Source organism: Alteripontixanthobacter muriae, from assembly GCF_013336795.1.
Classification (GTDB): domain Bacteria; phylum Pseudomonadota; class Alphaproteobacteria; order Sphingomonadales; family Sphingomonadaceae; genus Pseudopontixanthobacter; species Pseudopontixanthobacter muriae.
Map to the genome: position 1 here is coordinate 79,605 of NZ_JAAFZT010000050.1, position 22,966 is coordinate 102,570.

Annotated in this window: 17 protein-coding genes; 6 read left to right on the forward strand and 11 right to left on the reverse strand. The window is 62.9% G+C overall.

Going from position 1 to position 22,966, the window contains the following annotated elements:
• Positions 1-55 precede the first annotated feature (55 nt).
• The 5 genes from G7A66_RS13345 to G7A66_RS13365 form a co-directional block, all read right to left on the reverse strand.
• Entirely contained in the window at positions 56-763 is a 708-nt protein-coding gene (locus G7A66_RS13345; RefSeq protein ID WP_174296165.1) for a hypothetical protein, read from the reverse strand.
• Positions 747-2,879 carry a primase-helicase family protein gene (locus G7A66_RS13350; protein WP_174296166.1) on the reverse strand — a complete coding sequence of 711 codons (2,133 nt, stop codon included), beginning with the start codon at positions 2,877-2,879 and terminating at the stop codon, positions 747-749. The genes G7A66_RS13345 and G7A66_RS13350 overlap by 17 nt, the downstream gene beginning before the upstream one ends.
• Positions 2,879-3,076, reverse strand: a complete 198-nt coding sequence (locus tag G7A66_RS13355) for a helix-turn-helix transcriptional regulator (RefSeq protein WP_174296167.1) — start codon at positions 3,074-3,076, stop codon at positions 2,879-2,881. The genes G7A66_RS13350 and G7A66_RS13355 overlap by 1 nt, the downstream gene beginning before the upstream one ends.
• Positions 3,077-3,169: 93 nt before the next feature.
• The gene (locus tag G7A66_RS13360) at positions 3,170-3,694 is read right to left on the reverse strand and encodes a hypothetical protein (protein WP_174296168.1); all 525 of its coding nucleotides are present in this window, start codon (positions 3,692-3,694) and stop codon (positions 3,170-3,172) included.
• On the reverse strand, positions 3,687-4,946 hold the full coding sequence (locus G7A66_RS13365) for a site-specific integrase (RefSeq protein ID WP_174296169.1): 1,260 nt from the start codon (positions 4,944-4,946) through the stop codon (positions 3,687-3,689). Before G7A66_RS13365 ends, G7A66_RS13360 begins: the two co-directional genes overlap by 8 nt.
• A 293-nt stretch (positions 4,947-5,239) precedes the next feature.
• Here G7A66_RS13365 and G7A66_RS13370 point away from each other — a divergent pair, with 293 nt between their 5' ends.
• Positions 5,240-5,656 (forward strand): lysozyme inhibitor LprI family protein, encoded by a 417-nt coding sequence (locus G7A66_RS13370; RefSeq protein WP_174296170.1) that lies wholly within the window; start codon positions 5,240-5,242, stop codon positions 5,654-5,656.
• 16 nt (positions 5,657-5,672) lie between these two features.
• Here G7A66_RS13370 and G7A66_RS13375 read toward each other — a convergent pair whose 3' ends face one another.
• The 4 genes from G7A66_RS13375 to G7A66_RS13390 form a co-directional block, all read right to left on the reverse strand.
• Positions 5,673-7,052, reverse strand: coding sequence for an efflux transporter outer membrane subunit (locus G7A66_RS13375; RefSeq protein ID WP_174296171.1), 1,380 nt, complete (start codon positions 7,050-7,052; stop codon positions 5,673-5,675).
• Entirely contained in the window at positions 7,049-10,150 is a 3,102-nt protein-coding gene (locus G7A66_RS13380; protein WP_174296172.1) for an efflux RND transporter permease subunit, read from the reverse strand. The genes G7A66_RS13375 and G7A66_RS13380 overlap by 4 nt, the downstream gene beginning before the upstream one ends.
• Positions 10,140-11,228, reverse strand: a complete 1,089-nt coding sequence (locus tag G7A66_RS13385) for an efflux RND transporter periplasmic adaptor subunit (RefSeq protein ID WP_174296173.1) — start codon at positions 11,226-11,228, stop codon at positions 10,140-10,142. The genes G7A66_RS13380 and G7A66_RS13385 overlap by 11 nt, the downstream gene beginning before the upstream one ends.
• Before the next feature lie 64 nt (positions 11,229-11,292).
• Positions 11,293-11,988 carry a queuosine precursor transporter gene (locus G7A66_RS13390; RefSeq protein ID WP_174296174.1) on the reverse strand — a complete coding sequence of 232 codons (696 nt, stop codon included), beginning with the start codon at positions 11,986-11,988 and terminating at the stop codon, positions 11,293-11,295.
• A 200-nt stretch (positions 11,989-12,188) separates the two neighbouring features.
• Between G7A66_RS13390 and G7A66_RS13395 the strand changes: the two genes are divergently transcribed.
• The 4 genes from G7A66_RS13395 to G7A66_RS13410 all read left to right on the forward strand — a co-directional run bounded on the left by G7A66_RS13395 (position 12,189) and on the right by G7A66_RS13410 (position 19,184).
• Positions 12,189-13,523, forward strand: a complete 1,335-nt coding sequence (locus tag G7A66_RS13395) for a NupC/NupG family nucleoside CNT transporter (protein ID WP_174296175.1) — start codon at positions 12,189-12,191, stop codon at positions 13,521-13,523.
• Positions 13,524-13,555: 32 nt separating this feature from the next.
• Positions 13,556-14,482: an isopenicillin N synthase family dioxygenase gene (locus tag G7A66_RS13400; RefSeq protein ID WP_174296176.1), complete on the forward strand. Its 927-nt coding sequence runs from the start codon at positions 13,556-13,558 to the stop codon at positions 14,480-14,482.
• Between the two features lie 304 nt (positions 14,483-14,786).
• Entirely contained in the window at positions 14,787-18,305 is a 3,519-nt protein-coding gene (locus tag G7A66_RS13405) for an outer membrane beta-barrel protein (RefSeq protein WP_174296177.1), read from the forward strand.
• 117 nt (positions 18,306-18,422) lie between these two features.
• Positions 18,423-19,184, forward strand: coding sequence for a TonB family protein (locus G7A66_RS13410; RefSeq protein WP_174296178.1), 762 nt, complete (start codon positions 18,423-18,425; stop codon positions 19,182-19,184).
• A 10-nt stretch (positions 19,185-19,194) separates the two neighbouring features.
• On the opposite strand, the gene G7A66_RS13415 is transcribed toward G7A66_RS13410, so the two are convergent.
• Together G7A66_RS13415 and G7A66_RS13420 are read right to left on the reverse strand one after the other, a co-directional pair.
• Positions 19,195-21,777, reverse strand: coding sequence for an HWE histidine kinase domain-containing protein (locus G7A66_RS13415; RefSeq protein ID WP_332310564.1), 2,583 nt, complete (start codon positions 21,775-21,777; stop codon positions 19,195-19,197).
• Complete coding sequence (locus G7A66_RS13420) at positions 21,774-22,364, reverse strand: biliverdin-producing heme oxygenase (RefSeq protein WP_174296180.1); 591 nt, start codon at positions 22,362-22,364, stop codon at positions 21,774-21,776. Before G7A66_RS13420 ends, G7A66_RS13415 begins: the two co-directional genes overlap by 4 nt.
• A gap of 153 nt (positions 22,365-22,517) precedes the next feature.
• Here G7A66_RS13420 and G7A66_RS13425 point away from each other — a divergent pair, with 153 nt between their 5' ends.
• Positions 22,518-22,958 (forward strand): DUF2721 domain-containing protein, encoded by a 441-nt coding sequence (locus G7A66_RS13425; RefSeq protein WP_174296181.1) that lies wholly within the window; start codon positions 22,518-22,520, stop codon positions 22,956-22,958.
• Positions 22,959-22,966: the final 8 nt, after the last annotated feature.

The window sequence follows — 22,966 nt, forward strand, 5'->3', positions numbered from 1 at the left end:
AATTCGCATAAGAACCTCCTGCTATGTTCACTGCTAATCTTACTGCGCCAGTAAACTAGGAGTCAACCCTTTCCGTCTGCGAAAGTGGTGTTTGCGATTTTTTCTTGGGACGCCGCCGCTCTTGGGTCGGGCCTCTCTCAACTTTTCCATAGGGAGGGGGGCCTGCCCCGATGGAGCGCGGCTCCAGGGCCTGCAGCTGCTTGGGCACGGTCAGGCCAAAATCCGCATTCTGGCCCACACCAAACTTGTCGCGGTGCCTGATGAAGGGGAAACCCAGAGCGATGGCAGCTGCGATCAGCACCCCATTGGCCACATAGGTGTGAGCTGCGCGCGAGGGGCAAAGAGGGTCCTTCACCTCAGCCATGTGCTTGAGGGTGTAGCTGCAGGGCCAACGGCCTTTGCGCTCTTTGACCTGGCAGCACCTGAGGAAGGCCACAGCGCGCTCAAAGCCAGCCTGGTGGGCCAGCCAATCCTCATCGCCTGCCTCCCTGAAACCAGACAGAGCCAGCGGGCTATGCTCAGCTCTGATGGCAGCGATCAGCTCCAGGTAGGCCTCAGGCGACAGCGGCTGTGATGGGGCTCCAGCGATTGAAGCGCGTGAAGCGCGTGATCCGCTATCCCCCTCCTTTTTGCCCTTCCCACCCTCAGAAACCTCAACCTCAGAAAAACTTTTCAAAGCGTGGGCGCGAGGGGAAAAGAGGGGGGATAGGCGATCACGCGCTTCACGCGCTGCACGCGCTGAGCGATCAAAACGGGACTGCATTTTCACCCTCCCTGGCCAGCTTTTCGGCAGCTGAAATGGCATCGCGGATGCTCAGCTCACGCTTGGCGTAGATCACCACATCCTTGCCGCTCACCTTCCAGCGGCCAGCCTTGGCTGTAGGATTGCGCACGGCGCGATAGCCGCACTCTTCCATCTTGTGGGGCACCTTGCGGCTGTTCCTGCGGTCCCTGAGCCACTCAGCGAATGAGGCCTCAGCTGCCTCTGTGACAGCTGCCAGGGTCACTGCCCCAGGCCATCTGAGCTGCTCCAGAGCATCGGTCAGCTCTGCTGCCTCAGGCGCGCTATTGGAGGCGACGATATCCCAGAAGGCCTCTGTCTTGGGAGGCGGGGCCTTAGGGTCAAAGTGGCTGATATCCCTGTGCCTCAAATAGGCAGCGACATGGCCAAAGCCCCCACCCTGATACCAGGCCCAGAGGCGCTGCCAGTAGTCGGGCTCAAAATCGGATTTGGTAAGCTCGGACCAGGCCACATAGTGCCTGCGATCATCCTCAGGCAGATAGATGCCATCGCCCTTGTGGTTGCTGGTGATGATCACCCCGCACACATTAAAAACGGAGTATTCCCGCTGGAATTTCTCATCCACGCGGAGAACATCGGGCGGGGCAGCCGTGTAGGCCTTCATGTGATCATAGAAGGCGAAGCGGTCCACATCGCCCAAATCCCGCGCTTCGCTCACGCGGAGGATCACTGATTTCACAAAGCCATTGAAGCGGCCCAGGAGGTGCTGAGGCGATACCTCCTGGCAGTTCCATGGGCCAACGGCCTGCTTGACGGGCTCCAGGATCGTATCTTTGCCAATGCCCTGAGCACCGCCCATCACGATTGCATGATTGATCTTGTCCTGGGGCCGCTGCACCCGCTGCGCGCACCAATCCAGGAGGTGCTCAGCATCGCTGGGAAACACACGGCGCACATGATCCACCCACGGCCCAGCCAGGGCCGCATCACCTTTCTGGGGCGATGGCGGGCGGTAGAGATTGAACACATTGCACTCAGGTCGGGCAATCCAGCCACCCTCTGAAATCAGTCGATTATGGATTACTTGGGGAGCACCTGGAGCCCAGGTCATTTGCTCGACAGGGCGATGCCTATCTAGCCACTTGCTGGCAGCCAGAGTGCGCTGCTCACCCTCATCATCTAAATCAGGTTGGCCATTCGCACGGAACAGAAGAACGGGCGGAATGCGGGCATTGACGCTGGTGGCGGGCCAGGGCTCACCGCTGGGGGCAAAGATGTAGTTATGCGAGGGCATGAAGGCATGGAAATCCTCCAGGCGCACCCCTCTCCCAGCACCGCTCCCAGCCTTGGCAACCTCAGCCAGCAGTTCATCTTTGGAGTGCCCAGCCTCCAGCCAATCGGTCACATCCCCGCCCACAGCCAGGCCAGGCAGCTCCAGCAGCCTCACTGATTTGGCAACATGGCGCAGCTGAGCTTGGACCCTGGAGCCCCGCTTGCGGCCCTTCTCATCATTGTCGATGCACAGCACCACATCGCGCCCCGCAAAGTGCGCGTTAAATTCTGGCTTCCAATTCAGTGCGCCATTGGGGTTGGTGGTCGCGATCAGGCCAAGCTCAATGAGCCTATCGGCATCCTTTTCGCCCTCAGCGATGAAAACTGGATCATTCGGGCACGCTGCCATCTGCTCCAGCAGATCAGGCAGGCGATAGAGCAGATCAGGCTCATCAGCCGCGCCCTTCGTGTAGTGCTCCAAACCTGGGAGCCTGTAGAAATCCTCGGGACATTCTTGTTTGGCGCTCTGCAGCTCGCCCATCCCGCCATGGAAACGGCGCGCGGTCAGGAACACCTTTTCTCCGTCAGCGCGCGAGCCCTTCAGCTTGGAATAGGCATAGCGGCCATCAGGATGGTGATAGTCGAAAACGGCCACCAACTTGGTGGAAGCATCCCACCTGGGCCGCTCTGGATCATCATAGGACCAGGAGCCACCATTCCGCTCAGCAGAGGTGCTCCAGGGCGCGCTGGCTCCCTGCTCAGGAGCTTGGCTTTCCCGCCTGTTTTCGCTAAGCTCAGCGCCTTCATCGCCCGATGAAAACAGTGAGCCGTCCCCATTCGCCTGGGGGCGGCTTTCCTCTTTCATCACGCCACCTCAGGAACGCACTCGCCAGCGTCAATGAACGCCTCCAGATCGGAGCGGCGATAAAAGACCTTGCGGCCCAGCTTCACATATTTTGGACCACGGCCCTTGGCGCGCCACCACTGCAGGGTGGCAGCTGGCGTTTTCCCCAAATAGGCGCTGGCCTGCTCAGGCGATAGAAGTTCGGTTTGATTGTCCATCTCAGCCTCATCAGTTTGATTGAGTGAGGCTGAGTATGGGGAGGGATTGGGAGTTAGTCGTGGGGCAACAAAAACTGGTTTTTTATTGCCCCATCAGCTCCGTTGCTTGCGCCAATATTTAATGAGGCGGTCTCCCTTATGCTCAGCGCTATCCAGCCCTTCAAAAACGGCCTGAGCTGCTGCCTTTTGTGTCTGACCACTCGCTATGAGCCGCTCAAATTTGGAGAGGTTTTCTGGAGTGGTTATGGTGGACCCCCCGCCACTTCCCCTGCGCTCGATTGGATCGGGCCAGTGCTGCAGCAGCTCATCAGCGATTATCTCTGAGGGCAGCTTGTCGCCGCCCCTCGTGGCCCAGATTGATTTTGGATCATTTTGAGAGAGCTTCCTGGCTGCGGCCACGCGAGCTGCCATTTCCTTCACCTGGGCCCTTGTTTCCTCGGGAATGCTGGCGAGTGTGGCTCTCAGTCTCTCCATCCCGTCAGTCGCGCCATGGGGCTCCACAAGAGCTGAGGCCTCAGCCAGCAGCTCCATGGCTTCGTCCACGCGGCCTTGCCTTTCCAGCTCACCGGCGCGGGCCTCCAGATCACTGGCGCGATTGATCCAGCTCTGATCAGCCATTGGCCCGCTCCATCTGCACAACCTTGCCACCCTTGCCAGCGGCTTTGACAGCTCCAGCTCTCCGCTTGGCTGCCTGCTGAGCAGCCTTCATCACTTCATCGCGGCCCACATGAGCATAGCGCATGGCGGTGGCCACGCTGGAGTGACCCACGATGGCCATTTGGACGGGGAGGGGGATGCTGCTGTCAGTGTAAGTTTTGGTGGCAAACCAGTGCCTGATCAGGTGCAGGGTGGCGTTCTCATCAGCCCGCACTTTCGCGGCCTTCATCACCCGCTCAAAGCCAGCCTCCAGGGTTTCCACGCGCAACGGTTTGCGAGCTGCTCCACATTTCACCACAGGGGAGGGACACACCCAATCCACCCCCACGATGCGCTCAGCCTTTTTGAGCAGCTGATGCGCCTCAGCGGTGATGGGCTTTTCCAGGAAGCCAGTTTTGGAGCTGGGCCACCTGAGCAGGCCTTCCTCCAGGTCCACATTGCTCCACTGCAGCTCAGCGATTTCACCAGCCCTGCAGCCAGTGGCAAAGAGCAGCCGGATGCCGAGGGCCACAGGTGGAGACACTTTGCCCTCTGCCTCCAGCTCAGCCAGCTTGACCAGGAGCCTGGACACCTCTGCATCGCTGAATAGCCTGGTGCGCCGCCTGGAGCCTTTGAGCCTGATCCTGGCAGGGTTGGGCCCATGCGGCCTGAGCCCGAATTCCTCAGCCCAGGACATGGCAGATGAGAGCACCCGCACTGCCAGGGAGGCTTGGGTGGGGGTGCCGCGCATCCCATGATACATTTCAGCCACGGCCTTGGGCTCCAGCTCGTCAATGCGAGTGCCACCCAGCGCTGGCTTCAAGAGCTTGCCGGAAATCCGCTCATATTCCGCGCTCGTTTTTGGCGCGAGTTTCTCTTTGGCGTGATCCTCAATGAAGCGGTCCAGCACCTGGGCCACGGTGAGGGTTTTGCTGATGCGCTCCAGCTCCTGCCTCTCAGCAGTTTTCTCGCCAGCTGGATCACCGCCGCCATGGAATTGCGCAGCCAGGGCCTTGGCCTGCTCAAAGGCATGATCAGGGTGAGGTGACTTGATGGTGACGCGCCTGGAAGAGCCGCTCCTGCCTCCAGGGGTGCGATAGGCGAATATGAAGCTCTTGCTGCCAGTGGGGCGCACCCGCAGGCCAAAGCCAGCCACCCTGCTATCCCAGAGGATGTATTCGCGCTCCTGGGGCTGAGCCTCAGCAACCGCAGTTTTCGACAATCTGACCTTCATTTTGACCCCCTGGGGAAGCACCGGGGAAGCACACTCGCCCATCTGGGCCGCTGCTCCCACTCCCTTACTAATTCGGGGGATCACGAAAAGCAAAGGTATTTCAGGGGTTTTTAGCGATTATCCACGCGAACCCATTTTCCCACATCGTCGCTCAAACAAACTTTTAATCAGTAGGTCGCTGGTTCGAACCCAGCAGGGCTCACCATTTTCTTGCAATCTTTGTAGCGAGCCCGGCAGGGCTCGTGTCTGCGGCTCCGCCCTGATAGGCTGGCGGCTTGCAAGGAGATGGGGCGATGGTGCGGATTGCTGCGATTGTCCTCGGACTGATCGGGATATCGGGTTCATCACCAACGCAAGCTGACGAACAGCATGAGCATTGCATGGCAGCCGGTCAGACCACGCTGGATTACGAGAAATGCGGCTCCGAATGGATTGCGCGGGAGGATGCCGAGCTGAACCGGGTCTGGCGGCGGGTATATGGCGGTCTTGAGTCTAGGGCGGTCAAGCGTGACCTGTTGGCGGAACAGCGCAAGTGGATAAAATACAAGGAAACAACCTGCCTTCTGTTTCGAAACCGCGAAGAATTCGGCTCGATAGGGTGGGCACTGCAGTTTCCGACATGCCGCGCCGGAGTAATCCGTGAAAGAACCGATCGGCTCCGCCAATATGCAGATCAGATCGAGGGGCAGGCTGCTTCCAGGCAGCTTTGAAAATTCGGCACTCGTTTCAGTTCAGCGCCCGCTGATAGCCGTCAGAGCCGATCGCGGCGTGGAACGCCACGAAGGAACTGGCGAGCGCCGCTTCGCTGTCGATCAGCGACTGGCGGCTGGCGATGAGCTGCCGCTGTGCGTCCAGCACGTCGAACAGGGAGGCCAGGCCTTCGCGGTAAAGCGCGTTCGACTGGCCCAGCGCCGCTTCGCTCTGCTCGATCGCCTCGGTCAGTGAGGCGAGGCGCTGTTGATAGGCATCGATGGCAACCAGCGAGGTTTCCACTTCTGCCAATGCATTCAGGAAGGTGACGCGGTATTCGGCCAGCCGCGCGTCGGCCTCGGCGCGGGCCGCCACGACTTCGGCGCGGCGGCGTCCGCCGTCGAAGAGGGGCAGGTCGAGCGACGCGCCCAGCGTCAGCAGAAAATCGGAAAACAGGCCGCCCAGCGAGCCGTTGCCCAGCGACACCACGCCGGGGATGGTGAGGGCGGGGCGCAGATCTGCCTGTTCGACCCCGATGATGGCCGCCGCCTGGGCCAGACGGGCTTCGGCGGCCAGGATGTCCGCGCGGCGGCGCAGCAGGTCGGCGGGCGTGCCGGCCTCCGGCCCCCCGGCATAATCCGGTATTCCGCCGAGCTGAGCGTCGCTCGGCAGGAAAGCGCCCGGCGGCTCCGCCAGCAGCACGGCAAGCGCGGCAGCGGCTTCGGACCGGGCGATGGCGATCAGCCCCCGGCGCGCGCGGGTCTGCGCCAGATCGGCCGCGGCGCGGCGCACGTCGAGATTGGCGGCAAGCCCCGCCTCGAACCGCAGGGTGACGATGCGTAGGGTCTGTTCCTGCAGATCGGTCGATTCCTGCAGCAGTTCCAGCTGCGCGCCGGTACGGCGATACTCGATATATTGGTTGGCGATGGCCGCCGCGACCAGCCGGCGCGTGTCGGAGACGAGGTAATCGGCCTCGGCATAATTTGCGACCGCTGCCCTGATCTCGGCGGCGAGGCGGCCGTTGATGTCGGGATTGAACAGGCCGAACAGGCCGGCACCCGCATCGATGCTGGCTCCGCTGCCCCCCAGGCCGACGCCCGCTTCCGCCGACCCGTCCACTCCCGGCAGGCGGTCGGACCGCTCCGCCCGCAGCAGCGCGGCGGCGACGCGGAGTCGGTCCGCCGCCGCCTCGACGTCGTAATTGGCCGCAAGTCCCTGTTCGATCAACGCATCGAGCACGGGATCGTTGAAGCCGAGCCACCACTCCCGTGCCGGACCTGCCGGTGGCAGGTTGGTGGCATAATAGGGCGGCGCAGCGACGCTTGGCGGTATGTCCACCGGCTCGACACTGGCGCAACCGCCGATCAGCAGGACGGGCAGCAGCAGGGAAGGCACGGCAATATCGCGCAACCTCATGCCGGGGCCACCGTCATGTCCTCATCCACTTCCTCGATCTCTTCGCTCAGCCGCGCGAGATCGACATTGCGCGGCGTGCCGAAGCGGGCAACGCCGAGGTAGATTACCGGCGTCAGGAACAGGGTGAAGATCCCGGCGATGCCCAATCCGCCGAAGATTACCCAGCCGATGGACTGCCGCGCTTCCGCGCCCGCGCCAGTCGCCAGAATCAGCGGTACGGCGCCGAGCACGGTCGAGATCAGCGTCATGGCAATGGGGCGCAGGCGGATGGCGGCGGCTTCCTCGACAGCTTCTCGAACCGAGCGCCCCTGCCGTCGCAACTGGTCGGCGAATTCCACGATGAGGATGCCGTTCTTCGCCATTAATCCGATCAGCATGACGAGGCCGATCTGCGAATAGATGTTGAGCGAGGTGCCCGAGAGATACAGCGAGAACACCGCCGCCGCGAGCGCGAAGGGCACGGTCAGCACGACCACGATCGCGCTGGTCAGGCTCTCGAACTGAGCGACCAGCACGAGGAAGACAAAGACCAGCGCGAAGGCATAGGTGAGGAGCAAATCGTTCGAGGTTTCCTCGAGGCTTTCCGCCTCGCCCTGCAGCAGCATGTCAATGTCGTCAGCCACGGTTTCCTCAGACAGTCGCTCGATCTCGTCCACCGCTTCCCGCAGGGTCGCGCCCGGCGCGATGTCGGCGCTGACTTCGATGGCGCGGCGCTGTTCCGTCCGGTCGAGTTCGGCGGCAATGCCCTGTTCGTCAATCGTGGTCACGCTGGACAGCGGCACCAGCGTGTCATTCGCGCCCCTGACGAACAGGTTGCGCAGATCCGACGGGTTGGTGACGCTGACCGATTGCGCCGTGAGGAAGACGGGCACGGCCTGATCGCCGATGCTGAGATCGACCAGATCGTCGCCGCCGACCATCGCCCGCAGGGTCTGCGCAAGATCATCAAGATCGACGCCGAGATCGGCGGCGCGTTGCCGGTCGATGCGGATGGACAGCTGCGGCTGCGTCGGCTGGTAGGATATGTCGGGGTTGGATAGAATGTCGGACTGCGTGTCGATGGCCCGCGACAAGGCATCGGCGGATTCGTAGATGCGGCCATATTCCGAACCCGTCAGCGCGACCTCCAGCCCGTCGCCGCCTCCGCCGAAATTCAGTGTTCCGCGTCCGCGTGCGCTGGTGCGCGAGCCGGGGATGTCCTGCAAGGGTTCGTTCAGATCCTCGACGATTTCGGTCTGGCTGCGGTCGCGTTCGCCCCAATCGGCAAGCTGAGCGGTCACCCGGACGCGGTTCGGGTCATAGCGTCCGACGATTGAGAAGGTGCGCTCGATTTCTCCGCTGGCGAGATAGGGTTCGAGCACCTGCTCGACCTCGTCCAGCTCGTCATCCATGAAGTCGATGCCGACGCCGTCCGGCCCCGTCGCATCCACGGTGATGACGCCGCGATCCTCGTCGGGCACCAGTTCGTTGTCGAGCCCGGAGTAAAGCAGCCCCGCCAGCACGGCGAGAACGACGGCAACGATGCCGACCGTCACCGGCCGATCGAGACAGCGGGTCAGCGCGCTTTCATACCAGTGACTGGCCTTCTGGCCCCATGATCCGATGCGGCCCGGCTCGTCATCCTTGCTGGTGAGATCGAAGCGCGCGGCGAGCGCAGGCACCAGCGACAGGGCCACGAAGGACGACAGGATCACCGCCACCGCCAGCACGAAGCCGAATTCGCGGAACAGCCGCCCGGCCTCGGAAGGCAGGAAGGATATCGGCACGAAGACGGACACCAGCACGGCGGTGGTCGCGACCACGGCGAAGAAGACCTGCCGCGTGCCGATCACGGCGGCGGCACGGCGTCCCAGCCCCTTGTTCTGCAGGCGCTGAGCGTTCTCCAGCACCACGATGGCATCGTCGACGATGAGGCCGGTGGCCAGCACCAGCGCGAGCAGGGTCAGCAGATTGATGGAAAAGCCCATCGCCCAGATGCCCGCAATGACCCCGACCAGCGCGACGGGGATGGTGGTGCTGGGCACGACGGTGGGCCGCCATGCGCGGAAGAACACCAGCATCGTGCCGATCACCACGGCGATGGTGAAGCCGAGCGTGATCAGCACCTCGCGCACCGAGATGCGGATGAATTCGGCATCGTCCGAGACGATTTCGACATTCACATCGTCGAAGCGTTCGTTCAGCCGGTCGACTCCGTCACGAATTGAACTGGAAATGGTGATCGTGTTCGAACTGGCCTGCCGCACGACGCCCAGCCCGATGATCGGCTGCCCGTCCAGCCGCACGAAATTCGTCGCATTGGCAGGCGCGAAGATGGCTTCGGCCACGTCGCCGATGCGGGTGGTGCCGGAAATCACGATGCTCTCGATCTGTTCGGGCGTGGCGGCGGTCGCCTCTGCCCGCACCACCAGTTCCTGCGCATCGGACCGGAACGACCCGACCGGCACGTCATAGGGCGCGTTGTTCAGCGCCTCGGCCACATCGGTCAGCGCGAGGCCGAAACGGTTCAGCCGCGCCGGATCGATGCTGACGCGCATCTGCCTTTCGCGGGTGCCGAATTCCTCGATACTGGCGACCCCTTCGGCCGTCAGCAGTTCGGGGACGATGTCGTTTTCGACGATGCGCGTCAGTTCCGCCTCGTCATAGCGGTCCGACGATATTGCCAGCGTCATGATCGGCTGGGCGTCCTGGTCCGCCTTCACCACCGTGACCTGCTCGACCCGGTCGGGCAATTCGCGGGTGACGCGGCTGACCGCCTCACGCACGTCGGAAGCCGCCGTGTCCAGGTCGACGCCGGGATTGAACTCGACCCGAATGCGCGAATTGTTTTCCTCGCTCGACGCGTTGATCTGGCGCACGCCGGAGACTCGGGCAACCGCGCCTTCCAGCACGCTGGTCACTTCGGAATCCATCGTCTGCGGGGCAGCGCCCGGCAAATTGGCGGTAACGGAGACGATGGGCCGGTCGACATTTGGCAATTCGCGGACTTCCACGCCCATCAGCGCGGCGATGCCTGCAATGACGATGAGCAGGTTCAACACGCCGATCAGCAGCGGCCGCTTGACCGCCAGCATCGGCAGGTCTGACTTATTGTGCATTGTCGCCGCGTGTCGGCCGAAGCTGCACGTCCTGCGGGGCAGCGTTGTTGGCGCGCACGACCCGCACATCCTGCCCGTCGCGCACCTTCTGCACGCCTTCGACGATCACGCGGTCACCCGTCCGCACATCGCCATCGACGAAGACCAGCCCTTCACGGCGCGAGGTGATGGTCACCGGCACCCGGCGCGCCGTGCCTTCACGCACCAGGAAGAGATGCGACCCTTCGCCGCCCCAGACGATGGCTTCTTCCGGCACCGCCGCCCGCGCTTCGCCGTTGCGGCTGAAGATCACGCGGAAGCTCATGCCCGGGCGTAGCGTGTCGTCGGAATTGGAGATGGCGGTGCGGACGGTGAAATTGCGCGTGTCCTGCGAAATGCGCGCGTCGGTAGTCACTACGCGGGCATCGATGGTGCGTGAGGGGTCGGAGAAAGGCGTGACCTGCACGACCTGCCCGGGGCGCAAGGCGTTGAATACCGCTTCGGGCGCGGGAAAATCCACGTAGAGCGTCTCGCGCTTGTCGATCTGTGTGATCGGCGTGCTGTCGTTCACCCGGTCGCCGCGGTCGATCTCGGTCAGGCCGACATGGCCGGAAAAGGGCGCGCGCACGACCCTGTCGCCCAGGTCCACCTCGGCCTGCTGCAAGGCCACGCGGGCGGAGGCGAGGGCGGTCTCACCCGCCTCGATCTGGCTTTCCGACAAGGCGCCGGTGTCCTCGATGCGGCGATAGCGCGTCAGCAATTGATCGGCCTCGCTCACCTGCACGCGCGCGGCGTCAACCGCCAGGCTTTCGGCCCGCGCGTCGAGGCGCAGGAGCGGCTCGCCCTCGCGCACGTAATCGCCGGCGCTGAACAACACGCTGGTCACGCGGCCGGACGTTTCCGGATAAATCTCGGCAGAGGTGGTCGCGCGCGCCGTGCCGATCGCCTCGACCTCAAGCTGTTCGGGCAGCACCCTGACTGGCTGGGCGATGACCACGACCGGATCACGTTCGGGCGCGGCTTCCTCTTCGGAGCATCCGGCAACTGCGATCGCGAGACTGAATGCGGCGGTCAGCCGGCGAGCTAGCTTGAAACCCATGCAGCCCACCTATCGGAGCCGCACGGCTTGGGAAAGATTAGTTTGGAGATTTGGCGCGGAAAGATCAGCGATCGAGCCGTTTCGCCAGCCGCACGAGCAAGCCGATCAGCGGCGGCACCAGCACCAGGGACAGCACGACCTTGGCCAGCATCTGCCCCGCCAGCAGCGAGCCGATGGGAAATTCGCCATAGAAAGCAAGGGTGATGAAGATGATTGTATCGACGATCTGGCTGAGCGCCGAAGCAATGCCGCCGCGCACCATCATCCAGAGATTGCCGTCATTCGATCCGCTGCCGCGCAGCCAGTCGAAAATACGCACATTCAGGATCAGCGACACGCCATAGGCAACCGGCCCCGCCGCCATGATTCGCGGCGTCTGGGTCAGCACCTGTTCGAAAGCGGCAATATTCTCGGGCGGCATGGCGGATGACACCGGCAGCATGAGGACCAGCAGGATCAGCAGGATCGAAGCGGCCAGCGGCAGGAATCCCCACAGCACCATCCGGTCCGCGACGGAGCGACCGTACAGATGGCTGACCGTGCTCGACAGCACCACCAGCATCAGGAAGGCGAAAATCCCCGCTTCGACCGCCAAGGGGCCGAGCGCCACCTGCTTGAATCCCAGCACACCCGCCAGCACCGTCATGCCGCCATAGAACAGCGCATAGACGAACAGCGCGCGCGGTATGCCGCCGGGGCTCAGCACGGCCGCTGCCGCCGGATGATCCTGGGTGTCGGAGTGAATGGTGGGTTCCTGCATCGTGCACGCCTATGCGAGAGCGGAAAAAAAGGAAAGGTGCCGGGAACCTTTTGCCCAGTCGCAATTCCTTCGCATTTGACTGGCGGGCAACAAAAGGCAAGAGAGCGCCGCGGACGGGCAGCGCGGCACATGATTCCTGCAATCGGCAGGCCGATCAATCATGAAAAAGCGCAAAGCGTCCCTCCAAGCAAAGGACGACAATGCCACCCGTCATCATGAGCCTCATCGGTATTGTCGCGATTCTGCTTATCGCCTTCCTGCTTTCGTCGGGCAAACGCCGTATCAGCCTGCGCGTGGTGGGCGCGGCCTTCGCGCTGCAGGCGCTGCTCGCCTTCCTGGTGCTGCGCACGCCGTGGGGCCGCGCGGCGATACAGGGCATGTCGAACGGCGTGGCGGCGCTGCTGTCCTATGCCGACCGGGGCACCGAATTCCTGTTCGGGGCGAGCGAGGGCAATCCGCTTGCCAACACTTTCGCGCTGGGCGCCCTGCCGGTCATCATCTTCTTCGCGGCGCTGGTTTCGATCCTTTATCACCTCGGCGTGATGCAGCGGATCGTCCGCTGGGTCGGCGGGGCCATCGGCTGGCTGACCGGCATCACACGCGTCGAATCGCTGGGCGCTGCGGCCAACATCTTCGTCGGCCAGTCGGAAAGCCCGCTGGTGGTCCGCCCCTATCTCGCCGGCCTCGTGCCGTCGCAGCTGTTCACGCTGATGACGGTCGGCATGGCGGGCGTCGCCGGAACGATCCTTGCCGCCTATGCCGGGCTGCTGGGCAACGAATATCTGCCCTATCTGCTGGCGGGTGCCTTCATGTCGGCGCCGGGCGGTATCCTCATGGCCAAGATCATGATGCCTGACGATGAAGTCGTCGCCGATGTCACGGTGGATGGCAGCGAGGATGAGCGCCTGGCCCTTCCGCGCGGCCGGATCAGTGCCGAAGGTCCCGCAGCCCTGACCGAGGGCGGCCGCGCGCATGAGGTGGAAGTCGCCGAAACCTTCGAGGAAGGCCAGCGGCCCGCCAACATCATCGAAGCCGCGGCACAAGGCGCGCAGACCGGCGTGAAGCTGGCGGTCGCCGTCGGTGCGATGGTCCTGGCATTCGTGGCGCTTGTGGCGCTGGCGAACGGATTGCTCGGCTGGGCGGGCAGCTGGTTCGGCTTCCCTGAACTGTCGTTCCAGATGCTGCTGGGCCTGATCTTCGCGCCCGTCATGTTCCTGATCGGAATCCCGTGGGAAGACGCGGGGATCGCCGGCGGGCTGTTCGGCACCAAGATCGTGCTCAACGAATTCGTCGCCTTCATCGAACTGGGCCAGATCGACACGCTGGTGCTGTCCGAACGCAGCCGCGCGATCGTTACTTTCGCCCTGTGCGGTTTCGCCAATTTCAGCTCCATCGCCATCCAGATGGCCGTGACCGGCGGCCTCGCGCCCAACCAGCGCCCCGTCATCGCCCGGCTGGGCCTGCGCGCATTGGCGGCAGGTTCGCTCGCCAATCTGATGAGCGCGGCACTGGCGGGGCTGTTCCTGCCTTACTAGATTGTTCGATATTTCTTCCCCTGAGGATCGTCATGTCTTCCATTGCCTCCGTTTCGCTGTCCCGCCCGCTCGAAGATGTCGCCGATGCGCTTGGCCGCAGTTTCGGCGAATATGGCTTCGCCATCATTCGCGACCACGGGATTCCCGCCGACCTGATCGCGGAAGCTGAGGCGCTGGCAAAAGCGTTCTTCGCTCTGCCGGACGAAACCAAGCGCGCCTACAAGCTTGAAGGCGGCGGCGGCGCGCGCGGATACACGCCCTTCGGAACCGAGAAAGCAAAGGACGCCAAGGTCCACGATCTGAAGGAATTCTGGCACGTCGGACGCGACCTTCCTGCCGACCACCCGCTGTCCTCTTTCATGGCACCCAATATCTGGCCGACGGAGCTGCCCGAGTTCCGCGATATTCTCACCCGGCTCTACACCGCATTCGAGGAAGCCGGGGGCCGCGTGCTGGAAGCGATCGCGCTGCATCTCGGGCGTGACCGCAATTTCTTCGCGCCCACGGTTGAGGACGGCAATTCGGTCATGCGCCTGCTGCATTACCCGCCGCTGCAGGGCGAGGACAGCGAAGGCGCCATTCGCGCCGCCGCGCATGGCGACATCAACACCATCACCCTGCTGCTGGGCGCGGAAGAAGCGGGTCTTGAACTGCTGACGAAGGACGGCGAATGGCTGGCGGTCGATCCGCCGGAAGGTGCGCTGGTCGTCAATATCGGCGATATGCTGGACCGGCTGACGGGCGGCCGCCTGCGCTCCACGGTGCACCGCGTCGTCAATCCAAGCGGGGCGGCGGCGAAGCGGTCGCGCTATTCCATGCCCTTCTTCCTGCACTTCCGCCCGGATTACGTCATCGACGTGCTGGAAGATTGCCGCAGCGGCGAATCGGCAGAGGTTCCCCCGCCGATTTCCAGCCACGATTACCTGATGCAGCGGCTGCGCGAGATCAATCTGGCGTAAAAGGTTCCTGAGAAAAACCGAAGTTGGCTGTGGAGAAACGATAATCCGCAGTTGTTGCATTGCAGCAACATAAAGAAATTACGTATATTCAAGGGTTTATGAAGGCGCCAGCCAGCAGGCGCTTTTGCGCCACCTGCTGTCATATTGCTGCAATAAAACTTTCTTCTTACCGCATTGTGCAGCGCCTAGCCGGGCGTCGTAGCCAGCAACCCGCACAATCCTCCGGTCGTCCTTTCGGCGCCGGTTCGTCGCGGGCGAGGGGTCGCATGGAATTCTTGAATGTCACGCAAAGGGATCGTCTGACATGAAAATTAAGTATCTTCTGGCTGCCAGCGTCGTCAGCCTTTCGGCCGGCGTGATGCTGCCTGCGCCTGCTGCTGCGCAGCAGATTACTTCGGGGATCGAAGGCACCGTGTCTTCCGCCGACGGCGTTGCACTTCCCGGTGCGATCGTCACCGTGACCGACACTCGCACCAATCAGGTGCGCACGATCACCACCGGTTCTGACGGCACGTTCCGCGCGGGCAATCTCGTCCCCGGCGGCCCTTACCAGGTAACCGCCGTCGCCGATGGCTACGAAGGTCAGACGGTCCTCGATCAGTTCATCACGGTCTCGGGCAATCTCTCGTTCAACTTTGAACTGACCCCGGCTGATGCAGGCATCGTAAGTGATGTGATCGTCGTGACGGGCGCCCGCGCCGGTGTAACCCAGCTCGCTGTCGGCCCCGGCACGGCATTCGGCGAAGAGACGCTGGAAAGCTTCCCCTCGATCACGCGTGACGTTCGCGACATCATCCGCCTCGACCCGCGCGTCAGCATCGACCGCGACAACGAAGTGGACCGCGTGTCCTGCCTCGGCGGTAACGATCGCTCCAACACCTTCACTGTCGACGGCATCGTCCAGGCCGACGTCTTCGGCCTCAACGGCACGCCCTTCGCCTCGCGCAACTCGCTGCCGCTGCCATTCGACGTCATCCGCGAAACCAGCGTCGAGTTCGCACCGTTCGACGTCGAATATTCCGACTTCACCGGCTGCCTCGTCAACGTCATCACGAAGTCGGGCACAAACCAGTTCCACGGCAGCGCCTTCTTCACCTTCCGCAATGAAGATTTACGCGGCAACACGATCGACGGCGACGATTTCACTGCCGCCGCATTCGAGGAAAAGCGCTGGGGTGCCACGCTGAACGGGCCCATCGTCCCCGACCGCCTGTTCTTCAGCCTTGGCTATGAAGAAACCGACCTCGGTGACAGCAACGACTTCGGACCGCAGGGGCTGAATTTCCCGAATGAAGCCGCATTCGTCGACGTGGACCAGTTCAACCGCTTCGCAGGTATCGCAAACAGCGTCTACGGCCAGGATGTGGGTGAATATCCCCGTGCACTGCCGGAAAGCTCGCAGCGTTATTTCGGCCGTGTCGACGCCTACATTACCGACGATCACCGGGTCGAGGCGACCTATCAGAAGCTGAAGGAAACGAATGTCGAATCCGACACCGGCTTCAACGAACTGACCGGTCTCAACAGCTTCGAGGACGAAGGCACCGATTCCGATTATTACGCCCTTCGCCTCTATTCCAACTGGAGCGACACCTTCTCGACCGAACTGCGCCTCAGCCGTGCCGACGTCAGCGACGTGCAGGGCCCGGTCGGTTTCGGTGAAGCGCAGTCCGAAAATCCGACGGTACGTCTCGTGGTCGGGGTGCAGAACACCGATCCTGGCGATGGCAGCATCACCAACGGCTTCCTCAGCACCGGACCCGGCATCTTCCGTTCGGCTAACGCGCTGCAGACGCAGATCGACCAGGCCCGGTTCCAGGCGACGGCCGATGCCGGCAACCACCAGCTGAAGGTGGGCGTGGAACTGAACGAACTGGAAGTCTACAATCTGTTCGCAGCCAATGCGACGGGTACGCTGTTCTTCCGCAATCTCGACGATTTCCAGAACGGCCTCGTGGCGAGCGGCAATTTCTCCTCCACCTTCTCCAATCCGGATGAACTGGCAGAGGGCCTGCTGGGCGGCGGCGTCATCAACGCCACGCCGAGCGGCGACATCAACGAAGCGGCCGCGACGTTCAACCGGACCATCTACAGCTTCTACGTGCAGGATGATTGGCAGGCGACGCCGCAGCTCGGCCTGACCGCGGGCATCCGCGCGCAGTTGTATGACGGCTCGGCACCGACGGCGAACCCGAACTTCCTCGACCGTTACGGCTTCACCAACCGCGTGGCGTTCTCCAGCATTCCGCCGGTTTTCCTGCCGCGTGTTGCCGCGACCTATGAATTCGACAATTACGGGTTCCTGTCCAACTCGCGCGTCACGGGCGGCGTCGGCATCTTTGCCGGCGGCGATCCGGTGGTGTTCTTCTCCAACGCATTCTCGAACAACGGTTTCAACACCGGCGAAGGCACCACCTTCACCGATGCTTGCGATGCGATCCGGAATGCCGATGGCACGATCGACATCCTGCAGGGCGGCAGCTTCAACGGCTTCCCCGAATGCGCGCGTCTCGCCGGTTCGGATCGGGCGGCGCAGGGCCTTTCCGACACGCAATCCACCGATCCCGACTTCGAAATCCCCACGGTGCTTCGTGCCAACGTCGGTTTCGGAACGCGCTTCGGCGTCGGCGACGGGTTCTTCGGCGACTGGCAGCTCAACCTCGACTACATCTACAGCCGCTTCCAGAACACGCTGAACTTCGTGGACCTGTCGCAGGTGATCAACCCGTCGCTCGGCGCGGCAGGCTTCACCGTCGATGGCCGTCCGATCTATCGGGCCATCGATCCCACTGCCAATGGCTGCGATGCCGATCTGCAGGGAACGGGCGGAACGCCGCCGGTCTATACCAATCTCAGCCCTGCCTGTTTCGCGACCGGACGGGATGACGAACTGCAGCTGACCAACGGCCCCGATTATGAAAGCCACGTCGCATCCATCGCGCTGGCCAAGAATCTCGGCCGCGGCGTGTTCACCGACGATGGCGACGTCGGTTTCCGGCTCGGCTACGCCTATACCGACAGCGAGAACAACCGGAACATCGGGTCGTCGACCGCTACGTCCAATTTCGACGTGACGGCCGCTTTCGACCGCCAGAACCCGGCGATCTCGACGTCCAACTTCGAAACGAAGCACAATTTCACGGCAGCCTTCAGCTTCCAGGAAGCTTTCTTCGAAGATTACCAGACCAGCCTGGGCCTGTTCTTCAGCGCCCGTTCGGGTCGCCCGTACAGCCTGACATTCGCCGGTGGCGGCGATTTCAACGACAGCGCTTCGGGTAACAACAACGCGCTGCTCTACATCCCGACCGGCGTGAACGATCCCAACCTGGTGGCTCCGGTGTTCGCTGCAACCGGTGAATTGATTGGCGGTTCGGACCCTGAAGCGGTTCAGGCGCTGGTAGATTACGTCGCTGCATCGGGCTGCGACTTCACGCCCGGCCAGACGATCGAACGCAATAGCTGCGACAACGACTGGTATTACGACCTCGACATGCGCATCAGCCAGGATCTGCCGTTCATCGGCCGCCTGACGGGTGTTGCCGATGACAGGATCGAACTGTTCGCCGATTTCGACAACTTCCTGAACCTGCTCGACAACAGCTGGAACGTTTTCCGCCGCCGTGGCGGGTTCTCGCAGACGGTCGATCTGGTGGAAGCGGGTGCGACCTATGAGGATCCGATCACTGGCCGCAGGATCAACGTTCCGGCTTTCGATAACACGGGGCGTTACGTAATCTCGGACTTCGATGCGAATGACACGAACGAAGTCAGCAGCTCGGCTTCGGTCTGGCGCATCCAGGTCGGCGTTCGTTACGAATTCTGATCTCGCAGAAAAGCAAACGGAAGGGCGGCGGCACGCAGGTGTCGCCGCCCTTTTCTTTTGGGCGCGGCTCGCGTTAAGGCACCTGTGCAAAACGGCAGCGGAAAATGTCAGGCGAGCATGAGCGACAAGAGCGGCAATTTTACTCACACCCGGCAGCGGATCCGGCCGCTGACGCTGGTCGGAATCGCCGTGCTGCATATCCTGCTGTTCTACGGTCTGGCCCGTGCGCTCGCGCCCGATTTCACCGGCGGGCTGGAGGAAAGCGTGGTCGCCGCCTTCACGGTTCCCACCGAAATTCCCGAAACACCGCCGCCGCCTGTTCCCGAACCCGCGCCGGAAACCGACACGCGGCCTGACGAAGGCGCACAGGGCGATCCGGGGCGTGAAGCGGTGGCGCGAGCGGTCGCCGCGCCTGAACCTGCTGTCACGATCGTCGAGGCGCCGCCTGCCCCGCGCGCCGCATCGACCGGTGCCGCAAACACCAGCGGCGCTGCCGAACAGGGCGAGGGCACCGGCGCTGCCGGAAGCGGCTCAGGCACCGGCAGCGGGCAGGGGGGCGTCGGAGGGGGCGGCGGTGGCAGCGGCGCAGCTATCGCCCGGCCCGCGCGCAAGATTGCGGGCGACATACGCTCAGCAGCGGATTTCCCCGTGCCGCCGGGCGGGCGCGCGATACGGCGGGGGCAATCGGTGACCGTGGCGGTCACCGTTGGCGTGGATGGCCGCGCGCGCGACTGCCGCGTGCTGAAACCCAGCCCCGACCCGCAGGCGGATCAGACCACCTGCCGCCTGGTGGTGGAGCGGTTCCGCTTCGAACCGGCAGTGAATGCAGCCGGAGAAACGGTGCCTGCGACCTATGGCTGGCGGCAGGACTTCTACTGAAGCTGAAGGCTCAGCCAAAGGCCATTTGCGCCAGCGCGCCGGCGATGTCATCCTTGTCATAGGGCTTCTTCAGGACGCCCATGGCACCGGTCTCGTCCATGCGGTCGCTCATGTCGCCATAGCCCGTCGCCAGGAAGAACGGGATGCCCCGGCTGCGCAGTTCATCGGCGATGGGATCGCTGGTTTCCGACCCGAGATTGTAATCCAGGATCGCCATGTCGGGCGCGTCCTCTTCTATCACCGAGAGCGCATTGGCCACGCTGCCCGCAACATTGACGATGGATACGCCGATCTGCCGCAGACTGTCCTCAGTATCGAGGGCGATGATCATGCTGTCTTCCACCAGCAGAACATGCTGCGGAATGGCGGAGGCGGCAGGATCGTCGGATGCGCCCTGATTATGCGTGCTGTCGATAGTTTCGCTTCCTGCCTCGCCGGGCAGGCCCTTCTGTGACGGAATGGTGGTGACATAGGAGGCAGGAATGGTGAACTCCGCCTCCACGCCGCCGAGCTTGTAGAAAATATCCGCGTCCCCATCCAGTTCGTGCGGGATGGAGCGGCAGATGATCGTTGTGCCGAAGCCGCGGCGGGTCGGTGCCTTGACAGGCGGCCCGCCCCGTTCGCGCCAGTGGATGTCCAGATCGTTGTCGCGTCCCCGTTCCAGCGTCACCGTCAAGGTGCCGGAACTGTCGCACAGGCTGCCATATTTGACCGAATTGGTCATCATCTCGTGAATGACAAGCGCCAGCACGGTGAAGGCCTCGGGCGCGATCAGGACATCGTCGCCGATGATCTGCAGCCGGTCCCGATTACCGTCGTTCAGATAGGCACGCGCTTCATTGAGGACGAGTTCCTTGACCGAAGCCGGCGACCAGTTTTCCTTGGTGATCTGGTCATGCGCCGATGCGAGCGCCGAAATGCGCCCGCCGACGATGCGGGAAAAGCTTTCCACATCCACCGCTTCGCCCTTGGATTGCGTGATCAGCCCGCGAATCAGGTTGAGGATGTTGCGTACCCGGTGGTTCAGTTCCGCGATCAGCAATTCCTGCTGCTGCTGGGCGCTGGCACGGTCCTGCATCGCCTGATCGGTCAGGCGCAGGATTACCTCGATCAGTGTGACCCGCAGGCTTTCGGCGATGCTGACCTCTTCATCCAGCCAGGGCGCGCTGCGGCCCCTGACCGATTCCTGCCAGGCCTCGAAGCTCTTGCGCGGCGTCAGCCGGGCGCCGTTTGGCCCGTATTCCACCGCTTTTTCCGGGTTGCCGGCCCAGTTCACCACCTGCGGCAATTCCTGCCGCCACAGGATGAAGTAATCACGCGGGCGGCGCGACACGGGGATGACCAACGCACCCACTGCCCGATCGGCGAAGGCCTGAGCGGCGGGAATGATCGCGCCGAGTTCGTTATGAGCGAAAACCTTGCTGGTCGCGGCTGAATTCAGCGTCGGCGCGATGGCGAGGAATTCCTCCTCGTTCGGTGCCTTGCCCCGCGTCCTGTACTCCCCGTCGATATAGGCGCTCGACCCGGAATGCGGGATCACGTCGCCGATAATGGCTTCGATGGTGTCGAGATTCTCGGCGAGGCCGCTGCCGCCGGCCAGCCGTGCCATCAGCTTGTTGTGAATCTCCCGCCCCCGCTGCGTGCGCGCCGCGCTTTCCCGCTGCAGCAGGCGTTCCAATAGCAGCGAGAACATGCCGGAGAACAGCTCTGCCACCGTGCGCAAGGGGAAGGGCAGGGTGCGGGCGGAATAATGGTGGCAAGCGAACAGGCCCCACAACTTTCCACCGATCACGATCGAAATGGACAGCGATGCGCCCACGCCCATGTTCTGCAGATATTCGATGTGAATGGGCGACACGGCACGCAGAACGCTGTCGCTGAGGTCGAGCGGTTCACCCGATAGCGAGATTTCCGGCACGATCGGCACCGGCGGCGCGATGACATCGCTGATGATGCGAAACGGGTTGCGCACGTAAAGCGCGCGCGCCTGCGACGGAATGTCGGATTTCGGGTAGCGCAGGGTGAGGAATGTCTCGAGATGAGTCTCGCGCGCTTCGGCGATGACTTCGCCGCTCTGATCTTCATGAAAACGATAGACCATCACCCGGTCGAAGCCGAGCATGGCCTTCACCTGCACCGCCGCCCGGCGGCAAAGGTCGGTCACGCTATCCGCATGCTCCAGATTGGCCATGACCGGCTGCAAGGTGCCCAGCTGCGCTGCAAAGGCATCCGGATCGTGCGGTTCGAATTCGATGAGGTAGAGTTCGCCGGAAGCGTGCAGGGCTATGTCGAACAACCGTCCCGCTGCGCCGAGGTCGATGGCGAACAGCCTTTCCGCCAGGCGGTCATCGCCGTCATGCCGCATCCGCTTCTGGAGAAGCCGGATCGCCGCTTCGGGAAAGACGCTGTTCAGCCTGGTTCCGGCCCCGGCACCGGTGTCACGCCCGAGAATATCGACAACGTTCTGCGAATGATGCACGATGATGAGATCGGCATTCACCGCAATCAGCGCACCGAAATTCTGGATCATGCCCAGCTTGTGTATGGGCTCGCGGTCGCAATTGCCGAGGTCGATCGTCTCGGTCACCTTCACGAGGCGAGTTCCGGCATCTGCATGGCCCATGACTGGCGAAAAGCGGCGAAAACGGCTTCGGCTGCCGCGATGGCTGACCGGGTGCGGCTTTCGGAATAGGAACGTTCGATGAGAGGCCTCAGAGTTTTGAAATAGGCAGGCAGGTCGGTATTGCCGAGGAAGTGCATGGGCCAATCCCCGTGCGTCCGGCGGCGGAGGTCGGCGGCCATGGCGCGGTTGCCCATCGACGATCCGGCGACGACCCAGCAGACGCCAAGCGGCTCGCTGCAGGATGGCAGATCGAACATGACTGGCTCAGCTGCCCGCGCGGCATCGAGTCTCGCCAGATCCTGCAGGACGAGAGATGTTTGCGGCGGAGGCACGAGATCTGCCGAGCAATGCTGCCGGCACCATTCCTCGACGCCGATGCGCGCATTCAGCTGAATTTCCAGAAAGCGGACGTAATCGGCGCGTGTGGAAAGGTCCAGATCGCCCATCGACGCGTCGAGCGCGTCGTGCGCGGGTGCGGTCGCCTCGCGCAAGCGGCTCCGCAAAGTATCTTCTCGGGCGACCGTATTCAAACTCTCGTGACCTCTCGCAATCTTCATCGGTCCCGGCGGTTCACCACGCCACCAGCCCCGCATTTAGCCTCTGCGAGACAAATTGAAACCGCCGCAGGTGCAAATTGTTCCTGCATTCGGGCTGCGTTCCGGCCACGAACCATCTAGCGACATCGCGCAGCTTTGCTCTAAAGGCGCAGCATGATCGCACAAACCATCCAGCTTGCCCTGGCGCCTGTCTTCATGCTGGTTGCGATCGGCAATATCATGAACCTTCTGTCCGCACGGCTGGGGCGCGTCGTCGACCGCAGCCGCGAACTGCAGACGATGCATGGCGAAACCGATGGGATCGCGCATGACATCATCGTCCGCCAGATTCGTGTTCTGGACCGGCGCATCCACCTCATCGGGCTGGCGATCCTGTCGCTCGTCCTCAGCGGCCTTTCCATCGGCACGACGGTGGCGATCCTGTTCATCGAGGAACTGCTGGCGAGTGATCTGCAGCGTTTCGCCGCCGCGGCCTTCCTGCTGGCGGTCGCCCTGCTGATGTATGCGCTGTGGCTGTTCCTGAAGGAAACCCGCGCCGCATCCGCCGCCCTGCGGATACCGGCGGATTACCTGGAACTCGACCGCACGATCTGAAGCCTGAA